The following is a 21,929-nucleotide window of genomic DNA, read 5'->3' on the forward strand; positions in this document are numbered from 1 at the left end:
TTTAAACCCTTCGCCCTACCGCGGGCGCGTGGGACGGGCTTCATCATTTGATGTGCTGCTTTTCGTGCGGCTGGTTCTGCTCGCAATCTTTGCGGGCCAGTTCGCTGTGCCCGCTTCCGCCGTTGCGGCCCCGGGTTTCGAACAACAATCCGTCTGTTGGATTTCCGGTGACGACACTCTTCGGCTGAACGATGTGGCGCAGCGCGCAGATGCGTGGACCTGCGATGGGTCGATCAGCGATTGGGACGCTGCGCGGCAACTCATCCGTATCGATCTACGCGGCCGTGCCGCCGATCCTGCGACGATACGCCATGCCGAATTCGATCGACACGAATTTGAGAAGCTTACCGCTACGCTGATCGACGAGAATGGCGAAAGCCGCAGTCGCACTTACGGCTTCGGCGATACCTGGCTTGGGGCTTCCAGCCTGCGCTCGATGATCGATCTGCCTGAATTCGACGGTCAGCCCATCGCGGTGATATTCACCTTGGACGGCAGCCAGTGGCCGGAAGCACTGGCCGAAGCGGCTTTGCTTGCCGAACCATCGGTCCCGCCGGTCGCCGGCCTCGCACATTTGCTGGCCGCCCTGATCTGCGGTTTGCTATTGGCCCCGATCGTATTCGACTTCGGCTACTTCCGGGCGCTGCGCGAACCGTTTCCGCTGTGGCATGCACTCTTCTGTGCCATGGCCGCTGTGCAGACGGCCGCGGTTTCGGGCCTCATTCCCCTGGTGACTGCAATCAACTTCGCCAGCGAACTCGACATCACCTATCTCAGTCTCGACGTAATGGTCGCTGCTACCTTGCTCTTTGCGAGCAATTTTATCGAGACCGACTTCGTTTCCCAGCGGGCCCGTGCGATTCTGCTCTCCCTCGCATCCCTGGCGCTTGCAAGCGGGCTGACGACTACATTTTATCCCGAGTGGTTCGGCGCGTGGATCGATCATTTCTATTTTGGCGCCTATCTCGCGATACTGGCGACGTATTTTGCCGTCCTATGGCGCGCCAGGCAAAGCGGAAGCCGTATGGCGTCCTATCTCATTCTCGGTTTTGCGCCGTTCAGTGCGATAGTCGTCATCCAGTTCGCCTCGGTCACGCTGCTGCCGCAGATCGGGACATTCGACGAAACCTGGCCGCAGAATTTCGCCCTGTTGTTCGAAGTCGTCGCCACTGCGCTTGGCGTGGCCGACCGCTTCATTTCGATCAAGCATGAGCGTGACCAGGCGCGAGACGAGGCGCGCTCGCTCGAGAAGCTGAGTGAACGGGATGAGCTGACCGGGCTGCGAAACCGGCGTTCGCTCGACACGCGCTTTGAATCGCTCGTTGCGGCGGGCTTTCACACGATTGCCGTCATCGACATCGACCACTTCAAGCCCATTAACGACATATTCGGGCATCCGTATGGGGATAGCGTGCTGGTGTGCGTGGCTGCGGCGCTGCGGGCGAGCGACGACAAGGATCTGATCGCCTTCCGCATCGGCGGTGAGGAATTCCTCCTGATGCTGCGGGGCAAGGACGCGGCAGAGCGGGCCGAGGCACGCAGGCGGGCCATCACGGCGCGTACGCTGGCGACTATGGACGGGCTGGACCGGCCGATCACGGCAAGCATGGGTCTGCTCGATTTCACGGCCGTGGCCGACGACCCGGATCTCGACTTCTGGAGCCTTTACACCAGAGCCGACCAGCTTCTGTACGACGCCAAATGTGCAGGCCGCAACCGCACGGGGCGCGATGCGCTGGAATGGTTCGTGCCGCAGGCGGACGGGGGGGCGAGCGCCGTGGCTTAGGCCGTGAAGGGGGCGAGCACTTCGGGCCGGACCCGGACCAGGCGATTGGTCTTGCGGTCGAGCATGGCCCAGGTGGTGGCCGCGCTGACGATGACCTTTCCAGCGGCATTGCGGAAATCGACGCGGCGCAGCGACGTGGCGCCGCGGGCGGGGCCTTCGATCCAGGTTTCACCCGTAACGCTTTGACCCGCATCGATATTTCCACGGTAATCGATTTCATGGCGGGTCACGACCCAAAAGAACGCGGCGCGATCTTCCGGGCGTGCAGCCGCATCCCAATGGGCGGTGGCGATGTCCTGGATCCACTGCACCCAGACGGCATTATTGACGTGACCGAGTTCGTCGATGTGCTCCGGTGCGGCCAAAAAGGTGCGGATCATACGTATTATTTGGCCTGTTCGGCAGCCGAACGGTCCGCGCTGCCCTGCTGCCACAGTATGAAGGCCACCTCTTCGGCCGCCTCGCGAATGGATTCGAACCGGCCCGACTTGCCACCATGGCCCGCGCCCATATTGGTCTTGAGCAGCAGTTCGTTATCGTCGGTCTTGACCTCGCGCAGCTTGGCCACCCATTTCGCAGGTTCCCAATAGGTCACGCGCGGGTCGTTGAGACCGGCGGTCACCAGCATGGGCGGATAGTCCTGCGCCACGACCTGATCGTAAGGCGAGTAGCTGAGGATATAGGCGAAGGCCTGCTTGGACAGGATCGGATTGCCCCATTCGGGCCATTCACCTGGCGTCAGCGGCAGATCCTTGTCCAGCATGGTGTTGAGCACATCGACAAAGGGAACATGCGCCACCACGGCGCCCCACAGATCGGGATCGGTATTGACCACCGCGCCCATCAGTTCGCCGCCGGCCGAACCGCCCGAAATGCTGATCTTGCCCTTTTCGGTATAGCCCTTGTCCACCAGCCCCTTCGCCACATCGACGAAGTCGTTGAAGGTATTGGTCCGTTCGTTGAGCTTGCCCTGCAGATACCATTTGCGGCCGAGATCGTCGCCCCCGCGGATATGCGCGATGGCATAGGCATAGCCGCGATCGATCAGGCTGAGGCGCGTGGTCGAAAAGCCGGGCGGCACGGCATAGCCGTAGGCGCCATAAGCATAGAGATGCAGCGGGCCGGTCTTCGGGCGGTCCTTGCGCATCACGATGCTGACCGGGACCATCGTGCCGTCACGCGCGGGGATTTCCACGCGCTCTGTCGTGTAGAGATCGACATCGTATCCGCTGGGGATTTCCTGCTGCTTGAGCAGTTCCAGTTCGCCGCTGTCGACGTGGTAATCGAACACGGAATCGGGCGTGACCATGCTTTCATAGGCAAGGCGCAGCGTGTTCTGATCGTATTCGGGATTATTGCTGAGGCCCGCATTGAAGCTCGCTTCGGTGAAGGCGATCGGCTTGACCAGATTCGGATCGGCATAATCGCGCAGCTGGATCTGATCGAGCCCGCGCAACCGCCCTTCAGTGACGTAGAAATTCTTGAACAGATCGAAATCGGTGAGGTAGAATTCATCCGATCCGGGGATCAGCGTGGTCCATTCGCCCGGCGCATCCAGCGTTGCGGTAGCCAGCCTGAAATTGACGTGATCGTCATTCGTGTGGACCCACAGTGTCCCGTCACGCACGTCGACATCATATTCGACGCCCTTCTGCCGTGCCTTGATGAGGATCGGTTCGGCCGTGGGATCGTCGGCAGGCACGAGGCGCACTTCGCTCGTCTCGTTGTCGCCGGTGGCGATGACCAGCCAGTCTTCCTGAGCGGAGAGACCGGTGCCGACCCGGAACCCTTCGTCCGCGGTTTCGCGGTAGAGTTCCACATCGTCGCTCACCGGTGTGCCGAGTACGTGCAATGTGGCATCGTGAACCCGCCAGTTGTCGTCGGCGAGGCCGTAGACGAGGGCGGTATCGCCCTTCACCCAGACGAGGCCCGAGAGCGTGCCGGGAATTTCGTCGGGCAGCAATTCGCCGGTCTGGAGATCCTTGATCCGCGCGGTGAAGCGTTCCGAGCCATTGGTATCGGCCGAATAGGCGAGATAGCGCCCGTTCTTGGACACGGAGAAGGCACCCAGCCGGAAATATTCATGACCATCGGCCAGCGCGTTTTCATCGAGAATCAGCTGAGCATCGCCGCCCGCGACAGGTTTGCGATAATATTTGCGGTATTCCGCGCCTTCTTCGAATTCGGACCAGTAGAGCCAGTCGCCATCCTTCTGCGGCACGGTGGAATCGTCTTCCTTGATCCGGCCCTTCATTTCTTCGAACAATTCGTCGACCAGCGCCTGCTGCGGTTTCATCCGCGCTTCGAACCAGGCGTTTTCCGCCTTGAGGTGATCGAGAATGTCCGTGTCGTCCACGGTCGGATAGGACTGGTCCTTGAGCCAGTAATAGGGATCGGCGATGGTGATCCCGTGATGCGAATAGCTGTGATCGCGCTTCTCGGCTGTGGGCGGGGAAGTCGGCTGTGTCACATGTGTTCCTTCGGTGTTTTGCGCATAAAGCGGCGCGGCGAGTGCCAGCGTCGCGGCAGATAGGCATGCGGTGTATCGCTTGAAAGCCATGACCTGTCCCCCCTTGCGCGGCGCAAAGGTGGAAAGGCGCGCCGCGGATGACTATGATGGCAGGGTGATTATGCGGCTGCCCGTCTGGCCGCAAGCGCCGAGTCGGCCAGCGCGCCACCGGCCCCGATGAAAGGATATTTTTCGCCTCATGCTGATGCAGACATACGAAGCTCGCCTCGATGGATTACGCAAGGAACTGGGCCGCCGCGGCCTGGATGGTTTCGTGATCCCGATTTCCGATGAACATATGAGCGAATATGTCGGCTCTTACGCGCAGCGCCTGAAATGGCTGACCGGCTTCGGCGGCAGCGCGGGCAGCGCGGCGGTGCTGAAAGACGCGGCGGCCATGTTCACCGATGGCCGATACACCGTGCAGGTGCGCGAGCAGGTGGACGGCAAGCTGTACGATTACGAGGATGTGCCCGCCACATCGCCCGCCAAATGGATTGCCGCCCATGCACCGCAAGGCGCGAAGATCGGTTACGATGCCTGGCTGCACGGCATCGGCTGGGCAGAAGAAGCGGAAAAGCTGTTTGCCAAGAAGGGCATCGAACTGGTGCCGGTCGACGGTAATCCGATCGATGCGATCTGGGACGACCGTCCCGAAGCTTCGCTTGCGGCAGCCGTGCCGCATGCCGACGAGCATGCCGGCCGGTCGAGCGCCGACAAGCGCGCCGAGATCGCCGACTGGCTGAAGAACGAAGGCTATGATGCGACCGTCATCAGTGCGCTGGATTCGGTGGCCTGGCTGCTCAACATGCGCGGCACCGACGTCGACAACACGCCGGTTTCGCTGTCCTATGTGCTGGCCCATGCAGACGGCACGGCGGAACTGTTCATCGCGCCCGACAAGGTCACGCCCGAACTGACCAAGCATCTGGGCAACGCCGTGACCGTGCGCAATCGCGACGAATTCCAGCCCGCTCTCGAAGCGCTCAAGGGCAAGACCGTCGCGGTCGACCCCAACCATGCGGTGGCGGGCATCTTCCACGCCCTGGCGGCAGGCGGCGCGAAGGTCGTGCGCGATGCCGATCCGACCGTTCTGCCCAAGGCGATCAAGAACCCTGCCGAACAGCAGGGCCACCGCGATGCCCAGGCGCGCGACGGCGCGGCCGTTTCGCGGTTCCTGCGCTGGATTTCGATCGAGGCACCCAAAGGCGGGGTGGACGAACTGACCGCCGCCGCCAAGCTGCGCGAATTCCGCGAGGCCGGCGGCGTGCTGAAAGACGCCAGCTTCGACACCATCAGCGCTGCGGGGCCGCATGCTGCCCTGCCGCACTACAAGGTCGACGAAGACAGCAATATCCCGATCCCGCCATCTTCGATCTATCTGGTCGATTCGGGCGGCCAGTATCTGGACGGAACCACCGACATCACCCGTACGGTTTGGGTCGGACCGGGCGAGCCGAGTGCCGAAATGGTCGAGCGCAACACTCGCGTGCTGAAGGGCCACATCCAGCTCGACATGCAGAAATTCCCCGACCGTACGAGCGGCGGCGCGCTCGACGCGCTGGCGCGGATGCATCTGTGGAACGGCGGGGTCGATTACGGCCACGGCACCGGCCACGGCGTGGGCAGTTACCTGTCGGTCCATGAAGGCCCGCAGCGTATCTCCAAGCCCGGCGGCGCATTCCCCGGCACGGAAACCGAACTGCGCGAAGGCATGATCCTGTCGAACGAGCCCGGCTATTACAAGGCCGGGGCCTACGGCATCCGGATCGAGAACCTGGTTCTCGTCGTGCCAGCCGGCATCGAGAGCGAAGGCGACTATCTCGGTTTCGAGACGCTGACCTTCGTTCCGCTCGACCGCAGGCTGGTGGACAAGGACCTGCTCTCGCCCGCCGAAATCGGCTGGTGGAACGACTACCACGCCAAGGTTCGCGACATCGTGGCGCCGCAACTGGATGGCGCGGATCTCGAATGGTTGGAAGCGGAATGCGCCCCCTTGTGATGTAGGAAATGTTCACATAATGTTCTCTTGGTCGCGAGTCGTTTTCAAGGAGCATTGCCATGATCGGATACGTCACTCTCGGGACCAACGACCTCGAGCGCGCAGCCCGGTTCTACGATCCCCTCGCCGCCGAAATGGGGGTGGGGCGGATGATGGATTTCGGGACCTTCATCGCCTGGGGCAAACCCGAAGGGGCGCCCGGTATCGCCGCGACCAAGCCGTTCGACGGCAAGGAAGCGACGGTCGGCAACGGGACGATGGTGGCAATCGAGGCCAAGGATCGCGATCAGGTAAAGCGGCTGTACGACATCGCGCTGGCCAATGGCGGCAGCAGCGAGGGCGAACCCGGCCCGCGCGGCGAACCCGATGAAAACGGGATGGTGTTCTACGCCGCCTATTTTCGCGATCCGGACGGCAACAAGCTGAATGCCTTCCTGATGGACAAGATGAGCTGACATGACCCAGCTGCCCCGTCTCGACGAGCGTTTCATCCATCTGGGGCTCGGCGCAACCGCCGTGCCCCAGCCGCCGTTCGACGGGATGGAATGGTACGGCGCCTATGGCGAACGGCACGGGGCGGACGGGCGCGAAGGGCGGCTGGTCAGCCAGTATACCTTCACCGAAGACTGGCCGGGCTGGGAAATGCACCCGGCAGGCGAAGAAGTGGTGATCTGCACTGCCGGGGAAATGGAACTGACGCAGGAATTTCCCGACGGCCGGCGCGAGAGCGTGACGCTGCGCCCCGGCGAATATGTCATCAACCCGCCCGGCGTGTGGCACATCGCCGATATCGTTCAGGAAGCGACAGCCATCTTCATCACGGCAGGCGAAGGCACCCAGCACCGCCCCCGCTGACTTTTCCGCCCCCGCCGACTTTCCCTGCGGTGAACGGCACGGTCCGCGTGCGACAAACCGATACAATTCGGCCCCGATCCGGCATAATCCTGCGACATTGCAGGCCTAGACAGGGCACACGAGCTGCGGCGGGCTTCAGACATTCCCCCTCCCCTCCGGTCCCAGGTCCGCCGCAGCTCTCCAGAGTTTTGGAGATATGAAATGAACAGCAAGACCTTTCTCGCCTTTTCGGCCGCCACGCTGGCGCTGACCGGCACCGCCGCCATTGCCCAGCAGCAGGATCGCGGCGGCGATCTCACCCTTGCCGACATGAAGGCCCGCAGCGACAAGATGTTCGCCCGGATGGATGCCAATAGCGATGGCGTCATCAACGCCGAAGACCGCGAAGTGCGCCGTCAGCAGATGTTCGCCAAGATGGACACCAATGGCGATGGCGAAATCTCGCAGGCCGAAATGCAGGCCGCACAGGAAGCCCGCCAGCAGCGCCGCGAACAGCGACGTGAAGCCCGCAGCGAACGCCGCGGCGACCGCATGGCGGAGCGCTTCGCCAAGCTGGATACCGATGGTTCGGGCGGCGTCTCCGCTGAGGAAATGGCCGCCAAGCGCGAAGCGCGCGGCGACCGTGCAGGCAAGGGCAAGCGCGGAATGCGCGGTGGCCACGGCATGCGCGGCGGCGGCATGATGATGCGTATGGCCGACACCAATGGCGACGGTTCGATCACACGCGCCGAGTTCGATGCAGCGATCGAAGCACGCTTTGCCAAGATGGACGCCAATGGCGACGGTGTGGTCACGCAGGACGAACGAAAGGCCGCCCGGGATGCCATGCGCGCCGAATGGAAAGCAAAGCGCGAAGCACGGCAGAACCAGTAAGCCGCTTGCTAGCAGGCCCAAACCACAGGTAATCGCGGGCGAGGACCGATCATGACCGAACCCGCGCCTACCACCCTTCTGCTGGTCGACGACGAGCCGACCCTGCGCGAGCCCCTGGCCGAGTATCTCACTCGCCAGGGGTTCGTGGTGCAGGAGGCCGAAAGCGCCGCCGCGGCCCGCACGAAGCTGGCGCAGGCGACGCCCGATCTGGTTCTGCTCGATATCATGATGCCGGGCGAGGACGGGCTGTCGCTGTGCCGCCATCTGGTCGAAAGCCGGCGCCTGCCGACCATTCTGCTTACCGCCAAAGGCGAAGCGATGGACCGGATCATCGGCCTGGAAATCGGCGCCGACGATTATGTGACCAAGCCGTTCGAGCCGCGCGAACTTGTCGCCCGGATCCGTTCCGTACTGCGCCGTGCCGAGCGGCCCGCAGCGCCTGCGACCGATGACGAACTCCTGTATGAATTCGAAGGCTGGCAGCTCGATCCGCTCAAGCATCGGCTGACCGATCCGGACGGCGCGCTGGTGCCGCTCTCCACAGCCGAATTCCGCATGCTGCGCGCCTTTTGCGACCATCCGCGGCAGGTGCTCGACCGCGACCGGCTGCTCGACATGGTGCAGGGCCGCGAGGCGCATCTGTTCGACCGTGCGGTCGACAATCAGATCAGCCGGCTCAGGCGAAAAATCGAAGCCGACAGCCGCGACCCGCGTTTTATCCAGACGGTCCGGGGCGGCGGATACCGGTTCGCCACCGATGTCGCGCGCCTGCGCCGCGCGGACGAGGGCTGATGCGCCGGTTTACGCAGAGCCTGCTTGGCCAGGTGATGCTGTCGATGGCGGCCGCGCTGCTGATCGCGCAGGGCATTTCGGCGGTGATGCTCTATCGCGCCGCGTCGGAACGGCGCGAGCTCGCCATCATGAACGCAGCGGCCTTCCAGTTGCTCGCCGGAGCCCGCCGGGCCGAGCGCGCGCCGTCCGAACGCGGCGAGAGGCGGGGACCGCGGCGCCTGGCTCGCCCGCTTTCACCGGCCAGCGAAGGAGAGCGCCGCATCCGGCTTCCGCGCAATATCCGGTACCGCGAGGCCGGCCAATCGCCGCTGGTCCCCGGTCAGGCGCGCCAAGCCGAGCGCGAAGCCGAACTGGCGGATATTCTGGCCGCGCAAGGGGTCGATGTCGAAGAACTCGTCGTCTTCGAGCGCCCTTTGCTGGATGACGAACTGGTGGGCGCTGCCGCAGAACGCCGCCCACGGCTGAAGGCCAGAGCCGAGGCGACACCGCATGACCTTCTCGTCGTGGGGCTGAGGCAGGCAGGGAGCGACACGTGGCAGGTGGCCCGCCTGCCGCTGCCCCAGCGCGACCGCGCCATCGTCCGCACCCTCGCCATGCAGACGGTGATACTGTTTCTGGTACTTGTGGGGCTGCTCTATTTCGTCCTGCGGCGGATCACCCGCCCGCTCGACACGCTGGCCGAGCGCACGCGGCGGTTCGGCGGCGCCGGTATGGCGGAGGAGCCGCTGGCCGTATCGGGCCCGCAGGATATCCGCCGCCTGATCGAAGCGCATAATGCGATGCAGGCGCGGATCGGCTCGATGCTCGACGAGAAGGACGTCATGCTCGGCGCCATCGGCCACGATCTCAAGACTCCGCTGGCGGCATTGCGAGTCCGTATCGAAAGCGTCGAGGACGAAGCCGCTCGCGCGAAGATGGCGGACAGCATCGAGGATATCACCAACACGCTCGACGAGATCCTTTCGCTCGCCCGGATCGGACGCACCAGCGCGGAGCCGGAAAGAACCGAACTGGGCGCACTGGCCGAATCGGTGGTCGAGGAATTCGAGGACATGGGGCGTCCGGTGACGCTGGATACGGAAGGCCGCGTGGTCGCCCCGGTGCACCTGACCTGGCTGAAGCGCGGGCTGCGCAATCTGATCACCAATGCGCTGCGTTATGCAGGAACGGCGCGCGTCACCATTCTGCGCGAAGACGGCCACGCCGTCCTGCGCGTCGACGACGACGGGCCGGGTATTCCTGCCGACCGCATTCAGGACATGCTCGAACCGTTCACCCGCGGCGAAGCCAGTCGCAATCGCGAGACCGGCGGGGCGGGGCTGGGTCTTACGCTGGCGCGGGCCGTGGCCGAACAGCACGGCGGCGCGCTGGTGCTGGCGAACCGGCCGGAAGGCGGCCTGCGCGCAGAGTTTCGAATTCCGGTCTAGCGCATCAATCCGCCGATGATGTTGCGCACGAAGGCGGTGGCCCCAGTGCGCAGCGGGTCGGCGCTGGATTTCTTGCCAAGGACCGTCGCCACGGCAATCGAGCTGAGAGAACCGGCGGCAGCGGTTGCAGCGGCCTTGCCCGCACGGCCCCAGAGCGAGGTCGATTTGCGGCTCCGCTTGCCCACCTCCTTGCGGCCGGCCTCTTCCACCTCCGCAGCCGTGGCAGCCGCATCCGCAGCTTTCGCAGCGAGCACTTCCTCCGCGCTTTCGCGATCGACAGCGTCGTCATATTTCCCATCGAGATCGCTGACCGAATTGACGATCTTGCGTTCTTTTTCCGTCACGGGACCGAGCCGCGAATAGGGCGGCTTGACCAGGGTCCGCTGCACCACGCCGGGCGCACCGTCTTCATCCAGCGTGGACACCAGCGCCTCGCCCACTTTCAGTTCCGTTATCGCCTGTTCCACATCGAGGTCGGGATTGATGCGGAAGGTTTCTGCCGCCGCCCTTATCGCGCGTTTGTCGCGCGGAGTGAAAGCGCGCAGGGCATGCTGAACCCGGTTGCCCAATTGCCCGGCGATCTTTTCGGGAATGTCGATCGGGTTCTGGGTGACGAAATAGACCCCCACGCCTTTCGACCGGATAAGGCGCACGACCTGTTCGACCTTGTCTTCCAGCGCTTCGGGCGCCTCGTCGAACAGCAGATGGGCCTCGTCGAAGAAGAAGACCAGCCTGGGCTTTTCCGGATCGCCCACTTCGGGCAGGCTTTCGAACAGTTCGGCCAGCAGCCAGAGCAGGAAGGTCGCATATAGCTTTGGCCCGCGCATCAGCTTGTCCGCGGCCAGCACGTTGATCATGCCGCGGCCCCGATCGTCGACCTTCAAAAAATCGTCGATCTCGAGGGCTGGCTCGCCGAAGAACAGATCGGCGCCCTGGCTTTCGAAGCTCAGCAACTGGCGCTGGATGGCGCCCACGCTCGGCCGGGTGACGTTGCCATAACTGCCCGACAGCTCGCTTGCGTTCTCGTAAGCATAGGCCAGCATCGCCTGCAGATCGCCCAGATCGAGCAGCAGCAGCCCGTTGTCGTCGGCATAGCGGAAGATGATGTTGAGAACGCCTTCCTGCGTATCGTTCAGATCGAGCAGGCGGGACAATAGCAGCGGTCCCATTTCCGAAATCGTCGTGCGGATGGGAAACCCCTGTTCGCCGTACAGATCCCAGAACACCGCGGCATTGTCGGCATAGGCATAGTCGTCCATGCCCAGTTCCCTGGCCCGGCTTTCCAGCTTGTCCGCATTCTTGAACTGGGGCGATCCGGCCATCGATATGCCTGCAAGATCGCCCTTCACATCGGCGACGAATACCGGAACGCCCGCGGCAGAGAAGCTTTCGGCGAGCCCCTGCAGGGTTACCGTCTTGCCGGTACCGGTGGCGCCCGCGATCAGGCCGTGGCGATTGGCCTGGTCCAGCCGCAGGACCTGCCGTTCCCCATTCGCCCCCAGACCAATGAAAATCTCGCTCACCCGCCCGTACTCCCGACACTGTTTAGTCCCGGGTGATGTGGCAAAGGCTTGTGGGCGCGGTCAAGCAATCCCTCGACAGGCGCAGCGCATAGGGTAAAGGCTGGCACCGATGGCGGAGAGGCATCCCTTTGTCCTGCTCGACGATGCGCGCGAACACGGTGCGGCAGATGCCTTGCTGTTCGAAAACCCGCGCCAGGTCTTCGTTGCCCATCGGCCCGACCAGGTTGCCGACGTCCTTTCCGCAGCGGAACAAGCGCGCAGGTCCGGCGGCGAGCTGGCCGGTTTCATCGCCTACGAGGCCGGGCTGGCGCTGGAAGACAGGCTGCGTCTGCTGGCCCATGCACGCAGCGGGGCGGTCGGCCCGCTTGTCTGGCTTGGCCTGTTCGACGCGCCCACCCGCATTGCCGCCGCCGACATGCCCGATTGGCTGGCCGCCCACGCGCAGGGTCCCGGCAGCGTGGGGCCGCTCGATCCGCAGCTTTCACCGGGCGGCTACGAGAGGGCGTTCGCCACGCTGCAGGAAGCGATCCGGGCGGGCGATATCTACCAGGCGAACCTCACCTTTCCGCTCGCCGGCAATTTCACGGGCGATCCCGTCGGCCTTTACGCCGCGCTGCGCCCGGCAGCGCAGGCCGGCTACGGCGGCGTGATCTTCGACGGATCGCACTGGCTGCTGAGCCTGAGCCCCGAACTTTTCATTTCGCTCAAGGGACGCGAAGCGAAGGCCAAGCCGATGAAGGGCACGCGCCCGCGCGGCGGCGATACGGCAGCGGACGCGGCGATGGCGGCCGAGCTGGCCGGGTCGGTCAAGGACCGGGCCGAGAACCTGATGATCGTGGACCTCATGCGCAACGATCTGTCCCGCGTTGCCCAAGCGGGCAGCGTGCATGTGGACGAACCCTTCGCAATCGAAACCTACCCCACCGTCCACCAGATGGTCAGCGTCATTCGGGCACGCCTGGATGAAGGCCGGAGCGCCGTCGATCTGGTCCGTGCCCTGTTCCCCTGCGGTTCGATCACCGGGGCGCCCAAGATCCGCGCCATGGAGTTGATCGACGCGGTCGAACGCGATCCGCGCGGGCCCTATTGCGGCGCGATCGGTCGTATCGGCGCAGATGGCGATGCGGCGTTCAATGTGGCCATTCGCACTCTCCGCCTGACCGAGATCGAAAATGGCCGGGGCAAGGCCGTGCTGGGCGTGGGCGGTGCGATCGTCGCCGACAGCGAACCGCGCACCGAATGGCGCGAGGCCTTGCTCAAGGGTGCCTTCGCGCGCACGTCCTCGCCCGAACACCGCGCCGCACAGTTCGATCTGGTCGAAACCATGCGGTTCACCCCGGACAAGGGCATCCCCCTGCTCGAGGCGCACCTCATGCGGATGAAGGCCAGCGCGGCAGAGCTGGGATTTTCCTTCGACCGTCACGAAGCCCGCAACCAGATGCACGCACTCTGCTTCGTGCTCGAGAAACCCAGCAGGGTCCGCCTGCTGGCGGCGCGATCGGGTGCGATTTCGCTGGAAGCGCACGACGTTCCTGAAGCCTGGCCGGAACCGGCACAGGCGATCGTCCTTCCCCTCCCGGTCGATCCCGGCGACTGGCGCCTTCGACACAAGACCACGGACCGCGGTTTTTACGAGGAAGGGCAGCGCGTAGCCCGCGCCCACGGCGTGCAGGAAGCCTTGTTCGTGCGCGAGGACGGGCTGCTTACCGAAGGCTGCGTCACCAGCATTTTCGTTCGCGGCGAAGACGGGGTCTTGCTGACACCGCCCGCCCATCTCGGCCTGTTACCCGGCGTTTTCCGGCAGACCCTGCTGGACGAAGGCAAGGCGCGCGAAGCCGAATTACATATAGAAGACTTGGAAAACGGCTTCTTCCTAGGCAATGCGCTGCGCCTGATGATGGACGCGAAACTCAAGACATGACCAATATTCCGATCCTGTTCGAAGACGGCGAAGCGCTGGTAATCGACAAGCCCGCCGGCCTCCCCATCGAACGTCCGCGTCGTGGCGGGGCAAGTCTTGAAGACCATTTCGAACAGCTCAAGCTCGGCTTTCAGCGCCCGCCCATGCCGGTTCACCGGATCGATACGGACACCAGCGGCTGCCTGCTGCTGGCCCGCAATCCCAAGGCGCTGAAACGATTCGCCAAGGCTTTCGAGGATCGGCTCGTCGAAAAGCGTTACCTCGGCGTACTGGCAGGTGTCCCATCGACCAGCGAAGGCACGATCGAACTGTCTCTGTCCAAGATCAGCAGTGCCGAAAAAGGCTGGCGCATGATCGCGGCGAAGAAGGGCAAACCCTCGATCACCCACTGGCGCGTTCTCGCCGAAATCGATGGCCACGCGCTGCTCGAATTCCGGCCCGAAACGGGGCGCACGCACCAGATTCGCGTACATTGCCAGGCTGGCCTCGGCATGTCGCTGCTCGGCGATCCGGTATACGGTAATGGCAAGGGCGCACCGCGCACCATGCTTCACGCCGCAGCGATCGGCGTGCCGCGCGATGGCAAGCCGCCGATCGCCGCAACGGCTCCGTTGCCGCGCGACTTTACCGCGCTCGGCTTCGTCGATGGCCAGGACTGAATGGGACGCATAGCGGACAAGGCTATCGAAATCGCGGAGGAGAAGTTCATCGCCTCCTCCGGTCCGGGCGGACAGAACGTCAACAAGGTTGCGACCGCGGTCCAGCTGCGTGTCGACGTTTTCCAGCTGGGCATGCCGCCCGAAGCGTTCGAACGGCTCAAGGACATTGCGGGCAGCAAAATGACCAAAGGCGGCGAAATAGTCCTGACCGCCAACGAATACCGCACGCAGGACCAGAATCGCGAAGCGGCACGCGAACGGCTTCTCGGTTTGCTGTCAGAGGCGCTCACCCCGCCGCGCAAACGCGCCAAGAGCCGCGTCAACCGGGTCGGCAAGGTCAAGCGCCTCAAGGCGAAGAAGGTTCGCGGGACGGTGAAGGCGAACAGGGGCAAGGTAGACTGGTAGCCGGCAAGCCACGACGCTTGACTTTTACCCGTGAATCACCCAATGGGCGCGCCGGACGGCGGTGCTGCACGCGCCGCCATAATTATTTCGGCCTTTCGCCCGCTTTGGGCAGGCTCATCAGAAAGATCTTTAGGAACACGCCATGGCGAAGCCCGCAACCGTCAAGATCAAGCTCGTCTCGACCGAGGGCACGGGCTTCTATTACGTGACCAAGAAGAACCCGCGTAACCACACGGAAAAGTTCACCTTCCGCAAGTACGATCCCGTCGCGCGCAAGCACGTCGAGTTCAAGGAAGCCAAGATCAAGTAATGCGCGCCAAGCTGAACCGCGGGAACGAGCCGGGTTCAGTGATGGTTCAATGCTCCAAATCTAAACGCAGGAGCATGAGCACCTTGTCTTCTAAAAAGAACAAATCGATCGGCGCCGCGCTGGCATTATCGCTGGCTGCGGCGCTTCCCGCGTCCGCCATCCTGGCCCCTGCCCCGGCACAAGCCGCGGCAGGCGACCTCGACAAAGCGGTCGCTGCCCTGCGCGGCATATCCACCATGAAGGCCGATTTCGTCCAGACCGACCGTGCGGGCCAATCCGTGCGCGGCGTCATGACGCTGAAGCGCCCCGGCAAGATCCGGTTCGAATACGAAAAGGGCGTGCCCATGCTCGTCGTATCGAACGGCAAGTCGATGTACATGGTCGATTACGAGGTCAATCAGGTCCAGCGCTGGCCGGTCAGCAATTCGCCTCTGGGTGCGCTGCTCGACCCGAGTCGCGACGTGAAGAAATACGGCAAGCTGGTTCCTACCAGTCATCCCGACGTCGTCAGTGTCGAGGTGCGCGATACCAATCGCCCCGAATACGGCGTGATCACCCTGATCTTTTCCCGCGATGCGTCTGCGCCAGGCGGGCTGAAGCTGACCCACTGGGTCGCGCTCGATTCGCAGAATCACCGTACGACCGTCAGACTGTCGAACCAGCGTTACGGGGTGTCGGTAGCCGACAGCGCGTTCACCTTCCGTGACCCGCGCCAATCATCCCGTCGTCCGGGTTAAACGGATCAGCGGCGAAAGGTGTCATCTATGCGACATCCCGCCCCTATGCGTTCATTGAACAGCAAGCGGGGCGCGCCTAGATTTCAAATCACGAGATGACGCGAAGCGGGTTTCCCCCCTGTTGACCCCTTCCATCTAGTTCATCTTGTTCCAAGCGTGACGAACGCTCACAGGAAACCCCCGTGCCAATGCCCCCGGCGCGGGGGTTTTTTGCGTCCCCCGTAAACGAACCACCGATCAGTCGGCCCAGCCGAAGGCCTTGCGAATCACATCGTAGATCAGGTTCTGCTCCATCACCCCGCCCACGTTCTGCGCCCCCGGGCCATTAGCATAGAGCGCCACATCCTCGCCGCCATGGGTTTCCGAACCGGTGGGAATGGCTGCCTGCTGATGCGCGGCCACGCCGGTTTCCGGCATTTCGCGACCACCGGGCTTTATCGCCCCGGGGCCGTTGCCATAGCCCAGCGTCGTATAGGGCTTCCCATCGGCCGCGAGCGAGGGTCCTTCGCCCGTATCGCCATCCTCCCCGCCACCGGCGGGCGGCACGACCAGGCCGAGAATGTCGTTCCCCCGGCGGGGATAGCCCGCCATGGTGAACACGTGGCTGTGATCCGCCGTCACCAGGATCAGCGTTTCTTCGGGATCGGTGTTGTCGATCGCCCACTGGATGGCGCGGGCGAATTCCACGGCCTCTTCCAGCGCGTAACCGGCCTGGCCCGCATGGTGACCGTGATCGATCCGCCCGCTTTCGACCATCAGGTAATATCCTTGCGGATCGCCGCGCAGCCGACCCACGGCCGCGGCCGTCATGTCGGTCAATGTGGGCTCTGTGCTTTCGGGCGTGCGGTCCGCCGTGAACGTCATGTGGCTGGGTGAGAAAAGACCCAGCAGCGGCTTTCCTGCAGGTGCGGCGGTCATTTCGTCCATGCTCGTGACGAAGGTTCCGCCGGTCTTCGCCGTCCACTCTCCGGGAAGATCTGCGCCTGCATCGAGCCTGCGGCCCCCCTTGCCCTCACCGAAGAAAGCCGCGCTCCCGCCTCCGAGCGCGACGTCGAATGGCGTCTCGACGAGTTGGCGGGCGATATCCTTGCAGCCGAAGCCGCGCTGGTCTGCGGGAATTTCCGAATCGCCTTCCCAGTTCCGGCTGACACTGCGCGCATAGACTGCTGCGGGGGTGGCGTGGGTGATGCGGGCCGTGCTGACGATGCCGAGCGCCTTGCCCTTGTCGTGTGCCTCTTCGCTTACCAGGGGCACTTCATTCCCCTTGCCGGATGCGCAGTCGCCAAGGGTTGCCCCGGGGCCATAGCCGAGCATGCCGATATTTGTTTTCACGCCCGTGTTCATGGCGCTGGCCGTCCCGGCGCTGTCGGGGACCTGCGCATTGCTGTTATAGGTTTTTACGAGCGCGAGATGATCGAAATTCTCGAACGGCAGGACATATTCCTCGCCCGTCTGCCCCTGCTTCTGCCCGGCGTAGATCCGTGCCGCGGTAACCGTAGAGATCCCCATGCCGTCGCCGATGAACAGGATGACGTTCCTGGCCCGCTGTTCGCTCGACGCCACTGGGGCGGCGGCCGTCTGCGGCGCATCCCGCGCGACTGTCGCGGTACAGCCACCCAGGGCCAGCGTGGCGGCGCAGGTCGCCAGACAGAACGAACGGAACATCATGCAGTATCTCCGGAATGAAACTCGTGAGGTCGTATATCAGTGACCCACAAGACAAAAGTGTGACGCTTGCGGGAAAAGGGGCGCTCGCCTACCTCGCTGCGCATGGTCACTGTTGCTACTTGGAACATCAATTCGGTTCGTCTGCGGATGCCGATCGTCGCCCGCTTCATCGAGGAGCAGGCGCCCGACGTCCTGTGCCTGCAGGAGATCAAGTGTCAGGAACACCAGTTCCCCTACGAAGCCTTTCGCGCCTTGGGGTACGAACATTTCGCGGTGCACGGTCAGAAAGGCTATCACGGCGTGGCAACCGTATCGAAGACGCCGCTCAGGGAATTTTCCCGTTACGACTGGCAGGACAATGGCGAAGCCCGTCATGTCGGGGTGGAGTTGCCTGAACATCAGGGCATGATCGTGGAAAACGTCTATGTTCCTGCCGGCGGCGACGAGCCCGACCGGGAGGTAAACCACAAGTTCGGCCAGAAGCTCGACTTTCTCGAACGCATGACCCGCTGGGCCGACGCGATCGACCGGCCCACGCTGATCGTCGGCGATTTCAACATCGCCCCGCTCGAAAGCGATGTGTGGAACCACAAGCAATTGCTCAAGGTGGTCAGTCATACGCCGGTCGAGGTCGAAAGCCTGCAGCGCTTCATGGATGCGCACGGCTGGTCCGATATCGGCCGTGAACACATCAAGGCGCCCGATCGCTATTACAGCTGGTGGAGCTATCGCTCGAAAGACTGGAAGACGAACGATCGCGGGCGCCGGCTCGACCATATGTGGGCGAGCCCCGAACTGGCGAAACAGGCTGTCGGCCACTCGGTCCACGAATATGCCCGCGACTGGGAAAAACCGTCCGACCATGTTCCGCTGGTGACGGAGTTCGCGCTCTGAGCGCAGGCTCGCCTTCGCGCCGCGCTGCGCAGGCCGTCGATGCGCTGCGCCATGGCTGGCCGCTGGCGATCGAGGGCGCACCGCTGTTGCAGCCCGTCGAAACGGCCTTTGGCGAGATGACGGGCGAGGCGATGCTGATCTCCGCCACGCGTGCGACCACGCTGAAGCTGGCCAACCAGCGCGAAGCGGCGGCGCCGCGCCAGCCGGTGCTGATGCGCGGGGCGCAGGCCTTCGATCTGCCGGCGGCCCTTGCCGTCGCCGATCCCGCGCTCGACATGCAGAACCCGCTCAAGGGTCCGTTCAAGGCCCTCCCGCTCGGCTGGGAAACGCAGGCCAGGGCGGCGCTGGAACTGGCCCGCATGGCCGGCGTGCTTCCCGCCTTCCTGGTCGATCCGCAGGGCGCGGGTGAAGCCGTATCGCTTTCGGCAGGCGATGTGGCGGCATTCGCCGACGCATCGCGCCTGCAGATCGCGACGCGGGCCCGCCTGCCGGTGGCGGCGGCGGAAGATGCGCGCATCGTCGCGTTTCGCAGTCCCGACGACACGCGCGAGCATATCGCACTCGTCATCGGCGAACAGTCGGCGGACCGCACGCCGCTGGTGCGCCTGCATTCCGAATGCCTGACGGGCGACATCCTCGGCAGTCTCAAATGCGATTGCGGCCCGCAGCTCGATGCGGCCCTGCATGCCATGGCCGCAGAGGCCGGCAGGGGCGGCTGGGGTGTGCTGCTGTACATGCGTCAGGAAGGGCGCGGCATCGGCATCATCAACAAGCTGCGTGCCTATCGGCTCCAGGACCAGGGCTTCGATACGGTCGATGCCAACACGCGGCTGGGCCTGCCGGACGAAGCGCGCGATTTTCCCACTGCGGCCCGCATGCTCGATCTGCTGGGGATCGACACGATCCGCCTGATGACGAACAATCCGGCCAAGGTCCGCGCGCTGGAGGCAGAGGGCGTCCATGTCGCAGAGCGCGTGCCGCATGCCCTGCCGGACAATCCGCACAATACCGATTACCTCGCCACCAAGCGCGACCGGTCGGGACATCTCCTCTGACCAGCGGCGCGGGCGCGCAGTATCAGCGTTTCTCGAACGCCCTGATGCCGCTGCCGAGCTGGTTGTCCCTCATGACGATATCGTCGCCCGTCCAGTCCGCCACGAAGGCCGGGTTGCGCGACAGGCCCGGCACCAGCCGCGCTTCGTTGCCCGCAATGACGAGACCGTTCGAACTGTAATTCGCACCTTCCGCGCCCACGGCGATCATGGTCGACCAGTTTTCCTTGTCGCGCCCCTGCACGAACCAGTTGCCGCGGATCGAACCGGTGCCGCCATTGGGCAGGTCGATGAGATAGTTGGTCGCGCGGCCCTGCGAATCGTCGAAGCTGGAATCTTCCACCACGGTGCGCGATGCGCGCGATTTGAGATAGTGGCCGCCCGTGCCCTGTTCGAACCGGCTGCGGGTCACCGTGACCGTGCCGTAATCGCCGGCATAGATCGAATGCGCACATCCGGCCGAATTCTCGCATGTGCCGAGGCGGGTGAAGGTCGATTTGTCGACCACCAGTTCGCTGTCGACGCCGTTCGCGGTGAGGATGCCCTGCTGGCTGTCGCGGAACCAGCTTTGCGAAACGCGCAGCGGGCCTTGCTCCAGCCGGATACCGGCACCATTGCCGTCGTCCACCGCCAGATCGGCGAAGACCAGGCCGTCGACGGTCGCCCCGCGGCCGCGCAGGACCAGCGCCGCCTTGCCTTCGCAGGCCTGCCCGCCCAGCAGGGCCTTGCCCGCTTCGGCGGCACGGAAATGGACCACGCCTTCGCTCTGTACCGCGCATTCGCTCCAGTTGCCGGGGGCGATGATCACGGTGCCTTCGCGGTCGCCGATCGCGTCGACCGCTTCCTGCAGCGATCCGTATCCGCGGCCCGTTTCGAGCACGGTAAAACTGCTCGCGCCGCCGCCCTGGGCAAGCAGGGCAGCAAGCGGAATTGCCCCCACCGCGGCAACGCCGACTGCGGCCAGGAGCCAGCGTGGCAGACGCGAAGCGGGCGAGACAAAGGGAGACATCATCGTCCCGACATAGGATTTGATGGTTAACATCGAGATAAGTTACCCCCCTTAGGTAACGGCGTCACTCGTCGCCGCCCCACCGCCAGCGCCATCCGCCGCGGGTCTTGATCGCGCTTGCATAGATCAGCGCGGCGGTTGCGGGAACTATCAATGCAAGGCCCGCGATCAGGCCCACGTCCTCGTCCCATGCGGCCAGCCCGATGCCGGTCAGCAGGGCCAGCGACCATGCCCCCAGCACGGCCCAGCCCTGCCAGGCGATGGGCAGGCCCGCGCCATACCCATACCGCTTCTGCGCGAACCAGGGTCTGCCGTCGTCCATGTCAGTCCTCCTTCGCCGGTCGTCCGCGCCTCGGCGCCTTGCTGACGCCGACATTGATGCCGCGCTTCTCCAGCGCTTCGCGCAGCAGCATCTCGATCTGGGCATTCGCGCTGCGCAGTTCGGCCGCGGCCAGGCGCTCGACCGCGGCATGGACTGCCGGGTCGAGACGCAGGGCAAAGGCCTTCTTCTTCATGACAGCGTTCCGCCCGGTCCGCCTACTGGTACAGCGTGCCCGCGTTCACCACGGGATGCGCTTCCTTTTCGCCGCACAGCACGACCATGAGGTTGCTGACCATGGCGGCGCGGCGTTCATCGTCCATCTCGACGATATTGTCCTGCGACAGCTTGATCAGGGCATCTTCCACCATGCCCACCGCGCCCAGCACGATCTTGGCCCGCGCGGCGATGATCGCATCGGCCTGCTGGCGTTTCAGCATGGCGCTGGCGATTTCGCTGGCATAGGCAAGATGCGTAAGCCCCGCCTCGTCCACCAGTATGCCGGCGACTTTCAGCCGGTCGTTCAGCTCCTCCAGCAGTTCGCGATTGATGACATCGGCGCTGCCGCGCAGCGTGACTTCCTCGTTTTCGAAATCGTCATAGGGATGGCGCGAACCGACCGTGCGCAGGCCCGCCTCGATCTGGATGTTCACGAATTCCTTGTAATCGTCGACGTCGAAACTCGCCTGCGCGGTATCGGCCACCCGCCACACCACGTTGCAGGCGATCTCGATGGGATTGCCGCGCAGATCGTTGATCTTCACCCGTTCGGAATGGATGTTGTGCGCGCGAACGGACATCTTGTTCTTCATCATCCAGGGCCACACCCAGCGCAGCCCTTCGCGCCGTTCGGTCCCGCGATATTCGCCGAACAGGGTAATCACGGTCGCCTGGTTGGGCTGGATCATGAAGAACCCGGCTGCCAGAAATGCCAGCACCAGCAGCGGGAAGATGATCAGCCCGAAAAAGGTCAGCTTCACGGCCTTGGCCGCACCGTCCGGCGGGATGTTTCCCGCCACGTTCCAGACAACCAGCACCAGCAGGGCGAGAATGAACAGCAGCATGGGATAGCCGCTGAAGCTCGACCCCGCTCGCTCGGTGCTCGTATTCATCCCCTTGAATTCCACCGACATGACGAATCACTCCTTCGATATAATTATGATATCATATTTATATCAGGCAGCGAAT

Annotated in this window: 22 protein-coding genes; 14 read left to right on the forward strand and 8 right to left on the reverse strand. The window is 63.9% G+C overall.

All coding sequences use genetic code 11. The annotated features are described in order from the left end of the window. Nucleotides 1-52: 52 nt before the first annotated feature. Nucleotides 53-1,786, forward strand: coding sequence for a sensor domain-containing diguanylate cyclase (locus K3177_RS01330; protein ID WP_221596518.1), 1,734 nt, complete (start codon nucleotides 53-55; stop codon nucleotides 1,784-1,786). Here K3177_RS01330 and K3177_RS01335 read toward each other — a convergent pair. Together K3177_RS01335 and K3177_RS01340 are read right to left on the reverse strand one after the other, a co-directional pair. Next, nucleotides 1,783-2,166 carry an acyl-CoA thioesterase gene (locus K3177_RS01335; protein WP_221596519.1) on the reverse strand — a complete coding sequence of 128 codons (384 nt, stop codon included), beginning with the start codon at nucleotides 2,164-2,166 and terminating at the stop codon, nucleotides 1,783-1,785. The genes K3177_RS01330 and K3177_RS01335 overlap by 4 nt on opposite strands. Before the next feature lie 5 nt (nucleotides 2,167-2,171). Next, entirely contained in the window at nucleotides 2,172-4,346 is a 2,175-nt protein-coding gene (locus K3177_RS01340; RefSeq protein ID WP_221596521.1) for a S9 family peptidase, read from the reverse strand. Nucleotides 4,347-4,494: 148 nt separating this feature from the next. On the opposite strand from K3177_RS01340, the gene K3177_RS01345 reads away from it, so the two are divergent. The 6 genes from K3177_RS01345 (at nucleotide 4,495) to K3177_RS01370 (ending at nucleotide 10,244) form a co-directional block, all read left to right on the forward strand. Beyond that, nucleotides 4,495-6,297, forward strand: coding sequence for an aminopeptidase P family protein (locus K3177_RS01345; RefSeq protein WP_221596523.1), 1,803 nt, complete (start codon nucleotides 4,495-4,497; stop codon nucleotides 6,295-6,297). Between the two features lie 59 nt (nucleotides 6,298-6,356). Next, nucleotides 6,357-6,752: a VOC family protein gene (locus tag K3177_RS01350; protein WP_221596525.1), complete on the forward strand. Its 396-nt coding sequence runs from the start codon at nucleotides 6,357-6,359 to the stop codon at nucleotides 6,750-6,752. A 1-nt stretch (nucleotide 6,753) separates the two neighbouring features. After that, nucleotides 6,754-7,152: a cupin domain-containing protein gene (locus tag K3177_RS01355; RefSeq protein ID WP_221596527.1), complete on the forward strand. Its 399-nt coding sequence runs from the start codon at nucleotides 6,754-6,756 to the stop codon at nucleotides 7,150-7,152. Between the two features lie 201 nt (nucleotides 7,153-7,353). After that, complete coding sequence (locus tag K3177_RS01360; RefSeq protein WP_221596530.1) at nucleotides 7,354-8,025, forward strand: EF-hand domain-containing protein; 672 nt, start codon at nucleotides 7,354-7,356, stop codon at nucleotides 8,023-8,025. A gap of 51 nt (nucleotides 8,026-8,076) precedes the next feature. After that, nucleotides 8,077-8,817, forward strand: a complete 741-nt coding sequence (locus K3177_RS01365) for a response regulator (RefSeq protein WP_196847116.1) — start codon at nucleotides 8,077-8,079, stop codon at nucleotides 8,815-8,817. Further along, the gene (locus K3177_RS01370) at nucleotides 8,817-10,244 is read left to right on the forward strand and encodes a sensor histidine kinase (protein ID WP_221596532.1); all 1,428 of its coding nucleotides are present in this window, start codon (nucleotides 8,817-8,819) and stop codon (nucleotides 10,242-10,244) included. Before K3177_RS01365 ends, K3177_RS01370 begins: the two co-directional genes overlap by 1 nt. Here K3177_RS01370 and K3177_RS01375 read toward each other — a convergent pair. Further along, a complete protein-coding gene (locus K3177_RS01375) occupies nucleotides 10,241-11,767 on the reverse strand; it encodes a helicase HerA-like domain-containing protein (RefSeq protein WP_221596534.1) in 1,527 nt (508 codons plus the stop codon). The two genes, K3177_RS01370 and K3177_RS01375, sit on opposite strands and share 4 nt — an antisense overlap. A gap of 109 nt (nucleotides 11,768-11,876) precedes the next feature. Here K3177_RS01375 and pabB point away from each other — a divergent pair, with 109 nt between their 5' ends. The 5 genes from pabB (at nucleotide 11,877) to K3177_RS01400 (ending at nucleotide 15,799) form a co-directional block, all read left to right on the forward strand. Continuing rightward, on the forward strand, nucleotides 11,877-13,688 hold the full coding sequence (pabB, locus tag K3177_RS01380) for an aminodeoxychorismate synthase component I (RefSeq protein WP_221596536.1): 1,812 nt from the start codon (nucleotides 11,877-11,879) through the stop codon (nucleotides 13,686-13,688). Next, nucleotides 13,685-14,347, forward strand: a complete 663-nt coding sequence (locus K3177_RS01385; RefSeq protein ID WP_103023994.1) for an RluA family pseudouridine synthase — start codon at nucleotides 13,685-13,687, stop codon at nucleotides 14,345-14,347. The genes pabB and K3177_RS01385 overlap by 4 nt, the downstream gene beginning before the upstream one ends. Next, on the forward strand, nucleotides 14,348-14,752 hold the full coding sequence (arfB, locus tag K3177_RS01390; RefSeq protein WP_103023993.1) for an alternative ribosome rescue aminoacyl-tRNA hydrolase ArfB: 405 nt from the start codon (nucleotides 14,348-14,350) through the stop codon (nucleotides 14,750-14,752). Nucleotides 14,753-14,894: 142 nt separating this feature from the next. Next, nucleotides 14,895-15,062, forward strand: a complete 168-nt coding sequence (gene rpmG, locus K3177_RS01395; RefSeq protein WP_103023992.1) for a 50S ribosomal protein L33 — start codon at nucleotides 14,895-14,897, stop codon at nucleotides 15,060-15,062. Between the two features lie 74 nt (nucleotides 15,063-15,136). Continuing rightward, nucleotides 15,137-15,799, forward strand: a complete 663-nt coding sequence (locus K3177_RS01400; protein WP_103023991.1) for a LolA family protein — start codon at nucleotides 15,137-15,139, stop codon at nucleotides 15,797-15,799. 237 nt (nucleotides 15,800-16,036) lie between these two features. On the opposite strand, the gene K3177_RS01405 is transcribed toward K3177_RS01400, so the two are convergent. Continuing rightward, a complete protein-coding gene (locus K3177_RS01405; protein WP_221596538.1) occupies nucleotides 16,037-17,467 on the reverse strand; it encodes an alkaline phosphatase in 1,431 nt (476 codons plus the stop codon). 102 nt (nucleotides 17,468-17,569) lie between these two features. Between K3177_RS01405 and xth the strand changes: the two genes are divergently transcribed. Continuing rightward, entirely contained in the window at nucleotides 17,570-18,361 is a 792-nt protein-coding gene (gene xth, locus K3177_RS01410; RefSeq protein ID WP_221596540.1) for an exodeoxyribonuclease III, read from the forward strand. Continuing rightward, on the forward strand, nucleotides 18,310-19,416 hold the full coding sequence (gene ribA, locus K3177_RS01415; RefSeq protein ID WP_221597414.1) for a GTP cyclohydrolase II: 1,107 nt from the start codon (nucleotides 18,310-18,312) through the stop codon (nucleotides 19,414-19,416). Before xth ends, ribA begins: the two co-directional genes overlap by 52 nt. Nucleotides 19,417-19,438: 22 nt before the next feature. On the opposite strand, the gene K3177_RS01420 is transcribed toward ribA, so the two are convergent. The 4 genes from K3177_RS01420 to K3177_RS01435 are packed head-to-tail and all read right to left on the reverse strand — an operon-like array spanning nucleotide 19,439 to nucleotide 21,874. After that, nucleotides 19,439-20,455, reverse strand: a complete 1,017-nt coding sequence (locus K3177_RS01420; RefSeq protein WP_234003178.1) for a right-handed parallel beta-helix repeat-containing protein — start codon at nucleotides 20,453-20,455, stop codon at nucleotides 19,439-19,441. A gap of 31 nt (nucleotides 20,456-20,486) precedes the next feature. After that, nucleotides 20,487-20,744, reverse strand: a complete 258-nt coding sequence (locus K3177_RS01425; RefSeq protein ID WP_221596542.1) for a hypothetical protein — start codon at nucleotides 20,742-20,744, stop codon at nucleotides 20,487-20,489. Between the two features lies 1 nt (nucleotide 20,745). Further along, nucleotides 20,746-20,937 carry a type II toxin-antitoxin system antitoxin gene (locus tag K3177_RS01430; protein WP_221596544.1) on the reverse strand — a complete coding sequence of 64 codons (192 nt, stop codon included), beginning with the start codon at nucleotides 20,935-20,937 and terminating at the stop codon, nucleotides 20,746-20,748. Between the two features lie 22 nt (nucleotides 20,938-20,959). Then, the gene (locus tag K3177_RS01435) at nucleotides 20,960-21,874 is read right to left on the reverse strand and encodes an SPFH domain-containing protein (protein WP_247714186.1); all 915 of its coding nucleotides are present in this window, start codon (nucleotides 21,872-21,874) and stop codon (nucleotides 20,960-20,962) included. Between the last annotated feature and the right edge of the window lie 55 nt (nucleotides 21,875-21,929).

The sequence above is a fragment of the Qipengyuania pacifica genome, assembly GCF_019711555.1.
Lineage (GTDB): Bacteria > Pseudomonadota > Alphaproteobacteria > Sphingomonadales > Sphingomonadaceae > Qipengyuania > Qipengyuania pacifica.